Here is a 4,889-nt window from a genome sequence, read left to right as displayed (position 1 = left end):
CCAAAAGATAAGATTTTCAGTTGATTTGGAGGTGTCAAAAAATGGATAATCCAAAATTTAGTATAGTTATCCCCATATATAATGCTGAAAATGTTATTTATCAAACGATTGAAACTTTAAAAGAACTGGATTTTGATGATTATGAGGTAGTATTGATTAATGATGGTTCGACAGACCAGACGGAAACGATTCTCACTGAACTTATTCAAAATGAATCTAAATTTCGCCTTATCACGACAGATAATCAAGGACCTGGACTGGCAAGAAATGAAGGAATCAAGTATTCAAGAGGAAACTATCTTTTATTCTTTGATGTAGATGACACTCCTGCCAAAGATGTATTATCTGTTTACAATCAACTAGTAAGCGTTCATCCTGAACTTGATTTAATTGTTAGTTCTTTTCTTTTCCGTACAATAGATGGAGGAAAAGTAGTTTCAGAAAAAGAAAATTTAGTTTCTGAACGTCACTATACAGACCATCAGAGTTTTATAAAAGATATGTACCAATTAATGAATAATCAGTTGATGTACGTGGTTTGGAATAAATGTTATCGCAGTGATATTTTAAAACAAAATCATATACTTTTTAAAGGATACAGTAGTTGTGAGGATCGCATCTTTAATTTAAATTATTATAAATACTGTCATCAAGTGATGACGAATCCCAAAATTGCGTATACTTATGAGTTTGAAGGTGGTAAAGGAATCACCAACCAGTATCATCCACATAAGTTTGATACATTTAAGGAATTCTATCAATTAGCTAATGAATTGACGGATGGAATCAATAAACCCGGCATGGCTGCGCTTCATCTAAAAGGTACTACTTCTGTTATTTTTTCTATATATAGTACGTCATTGCGAAATGCTAAAGAAAAAAAAGTAGAAGCAAGACAAATTTTAATGGACCCTACGATTCATGAAGCAAAAAAAATTGCGTGTACGGATTCAACTGCTAAAAAGGTAACAAAGCAGCTATACAATTTACCGATCTCTTTCTTTTTAACTGCAATGAAAATGGGCAGTTTTGTAGAAAATAAATTACCGGGATTAATGGCTGTCTTAAAACGTGTTTATTAAAATCTATTGTGGAATGTGTGAAAGAAACTGTGCATCGAAAAAGAATTTTTCATGTTTTGAGAAGCTTGATAACGTGTAATATTCTTTTTAATGCTTTTATTAAGTGAATTTAAGATTCTTTTTCTAAAATACAATTTATTTTGGAGCGTGTGTCAAAATATTTTTGATTCATGCTCTTATTTTTTTAAAACTAAAGAACTTTATTGTTAAAATAAACTCTGTTTTTGTGTATGAGTCGAGAATTTTTTGATTCATACGCTTCTTTTTTTTTACTTAAAAAGCTTTTTTTTAAAATCAGGTGTCTTTTTAAATGGGAATGGAGATTTTTTTGACTTATATTTTTATTTTTTTTAAATATACGAAAGAAAATTGAAATTTTTAAATTTGAATTTATGATAAAATAAAATTATAAAGGTATGCAAAATTTTTATAATAAAAAATATAATGAAAAAATGTCTAACAATTGGTTTTTGTAAGTTAGAGGTATTGTGCAGTTTTTTTGCTTTCTACATAATTAATTGTTTTAACAAAGAGAGCTTTAGCTCAGACTTGTCCTTTAAATGGATGATTAGGCAGTGTCTAGGTGGGAAACTTATTTTTATAAAATTTAGCTTTTTGTGAAAAAACAAGTAGGTAGCTAAAAATTTGTGTTCTGTCGTTTTGAGTAGAATGAACCGAGAGGGAAAATAGTCGTTTTTAGCAGATGTTAAAAAACAATTACTGTTTTTTTCTAAAGACAGGTTTTTATAGGAGAAAACTGCACTTTGCAAGAATCATTCACTTATTCTTTAAGGAAAAACAAAAGCCATAAGTAAAGACAAGCATACAAAGAAAATTACATGTTGTTAAGGAGAAAAATATGAAAAGAATTTTTTCTAGTACTCTTTTATGTACGTTATTATTAAATAGTTTTATTTCTAGTGTTTACGCAACTGAGACGTCTCAAGCCAGTGAAGGAGTTATTCAAACTGAGACTACTTCTTCGGTATTAGCAAAAGACACTGCTCTATCAGAAACTTCACAAAGTTTGACGGATTTTAGTGAGCAGTCAACAGAAAAAGCAACGACAAACACAACCACTAGTTCAATTACACAAGAAAATTCGACTGCCTATGAAACTACTTCAAGTAGTGATGACTTTATCTCAACAAAAGAGTCCAACCAAACGGATCCAAAAGAAGATGTTGAAATTGGGAAACAAGGAACGGATCACAAAAAAGGAATTTATGCGATGCAACCTACTACTAGCGTTTTTCGAAGAGCTAGAGGGATTGGAATTGCAGATGTTTATGCCAATGATCCAGATTTACCAAGAAAAGATTTTATAGATGTTTCTAGTTGGAATGGTACGATTTCAGTAGCTGATTATCAAAAAATCAAAAGCTACGGAATTACAGGCGTTTCAGTCAAGCTAACAGAAGGGACTTCTTATATAAATCCCTATGCTAAAAGTCAGATTGATAATGCCAAAGCAGCTGGATTGAATGTTTCGGCTTATCATTACAGTTTGTATACGTCGACTCAAACAGCACAAGCAGAAGCAAATTATTTTGCTAAAGCAGCCTCAAACGCAGGTCTAGCTAAACATACGATTCTGTTTAACGACGCAGAAGATCCGACATTGATTAATAACGGTCGCAACGCTCAAAATAACTCATTGGCATTCAACCAACAGTTAAAAAAACTAGGATTTTCAAACGCTGCGCTATATATTGGCAGATATTGGATTGATAGCGGCTATATTAATCCTGCTAGCTTTGGTAAAGAACGTGTATGGGTCGCACAATATCCTTATACACCAAACCAAACAATGCAATGGAACAATGAATATGGGGCTTGGCAATGGTCTTCTTTAATGTACTTTCCGGGAATTGCCAACTACCGAGAACGACCTTTTGATATTTCAATGAGTTATAGTTCATTTTTTAATATGCATGCTGCAGCTCCAGATTTAAATAATTATTATACGTCAAATCCTGGCAAAGTGATCGTAAAACAAAACGATTATTTTTATAATGATGTAAATTTTACAAGTCGAGGAAAGCCAGTGAAAAAAAATTCATTAATTACTGTTAAGAGCATACAGATGACGGCAAATGGCGTACCGCGATTATTTACAGATCACGGTTATTTAACAGCAAATAAATCGTATGTAGTAGCTGCTAAAAGTAATATTGATTCTTATTTTACGACAAACCCCAAAATGGTTCGTTTGAAAATAGATGATTATTTTTATGCAGATACAGCTTTTAAAAAACGATTGAATAAGGTGACTAAAGGAACAATTGTTGAAGTAACCGATCTAGCTTATACGGATTCTGGTGTTTTTCGTTTAAAAACAAACGCCGGCTATTTATCAGCAAGTAAGAGTATAGTAGAAGAATATCGCGATTACTCTAAGCAATATTACACCGTCAATCCGGAACAAGTGATCGTTAAAGTAGATGATCGGTTTTACAAAGATGTGGAATTTAAGGAGCCAAGTGAAGCAGTTTCAGCAGGTACTGTATTAAAAGTAGTAGGAATCGAAGAAGCAGCAAACGGGGTTCCAAGACTTAAAACAAGTCACGGCTATTTTACAGCAAATAAAAACTATGTTGTAGCAACGGTGCCAACGATAAATAAATATTATACTGAAAATCCTCAACAAGTCATGCTAAAAACTGATGATTGCTATTACAAAGATGTGAATTTTACTCAAAAAGGCGAACCGCTAACAAAGAATACGATCATAGAAATTGAAAATATGGTATATACAAGTGAAGGGATTCCTCGACTAAAAACAGCGAAAGGCTATTTAACAGCGAATCGCTCATATGTGCAACAAGTTCCATCTACAATTGATAATTATTACTATTTCAATCCAATGAAAGTAGCAATGAAGGCGAATGATTATTTTTATAAAGACTTAGACTTTAACCAAAAAGAAAGGGCTATTTCTAAGGATACATTGGTGGATATTTTAGGTGTTGCATTTACGAAAGATGGTTATCCTCGCTTAAGAACAAATGATGGTTATCTTACAGCGAATAAAGATTATGTTGTGAAATTGACGAATCATATTGATCAATATTTTACTGAAAATCCACATAAAATTATTATGTTAACGAAAGATAATTATTATTTGGATGTCGACTTTCTTCATCCCGGTCAAGTAATTGCTAAAGATACGATCATTGATGTTTTAGGGATTGATTACACATCAAATGGCACACCAAGACTAAAAACTGCAAAAGGATATATAACAGCAAATAAAAACTATGTGACAGCAGCCGGAAATAGTAACAATAATTATTTTGTGACTAATCCACAAAAAGTGAAATTTCTTGTCGATGACTTTTATTATAAAGATTTAGCTTTTACTCAAAAAGGAAAAAAAATTAAAAAAGGAACAGTCGTTCATGTAGAAGCAATAGAATATACCTCGTTTGGAGTACCTAGGTTAAAAGTAGCAGGAGGATATATCACCGCTAACAAATGGTATATAGAAAAAGCAAAATAAAAGAAGAAAACAGATGGCGAAAGGAAACTATGTTTTTCAAGAGTTAACATGTGTCTGACTTTTAAAAAAACAGAGGATTCAGCGAAAACCATCTGTTTTTTTTAGACGTTAAAAGGTGTATCCGATTGATCGCATGTTTTACGAGAAAAACATGTTGAAAGAGTAAGAAAAGTAGAGGAACATCAAGCAAGAAAAACAGATAAATGAAGTAGCAGCTACTAAAAATAGTGGCTCTATAAATGAGTCAAAACCTTGAAAATTAAGCATTAATTCATTTAATTTCCATTACAAATTGTTTATTCGCT

At 31.9% G+C, this 4,889-nt stretch carries 2 protein-coding genes; both read left to right on the top strand.

Annotated features, from left to right (window positions below):
• Window positions 1–41 precede the first annotated feature (41 nt).
• Window positions 42–1,082 carry a glycosyltransferase family A protein gene (locus RV14_RS11425; protein ID WP_071856369.1) on the top strand — a complete coding sequence of 347 codons (1,041 nt, stop codon included), beginning with the start codon at window positions 42–44 and terminating at the stop codon, window positions 1,080–1,082.
• An 859-nt stretch (window positions 1,083–1,941) separates the two neighbouring features.
• Complete coding sequence (locus RV14_RS11420) at window positions 1,942–4,584, top strand: DUF5776 domain-containing protein (protein ID WP_071856368.1); 2,643 nt, start codon at window positions 1,942–1,944, stop codon at window positions 4,582–4,584.
• Window positions 4,585–4,889 lie beyond the last annotated feature (305 nt).

The sequence above is a fragment of the Enterococcus ratti genome (assembly GCF_001886195.1).
Lineage (GTDB): Bacteria > Bacillota > Bacilli > Lactobacillales > Enterococcaceae > Enterococcus_B > Enterococcus_B ratti.
This window is presented reverse-complemented; position numbering and strand designations above follow the sequence as displayed.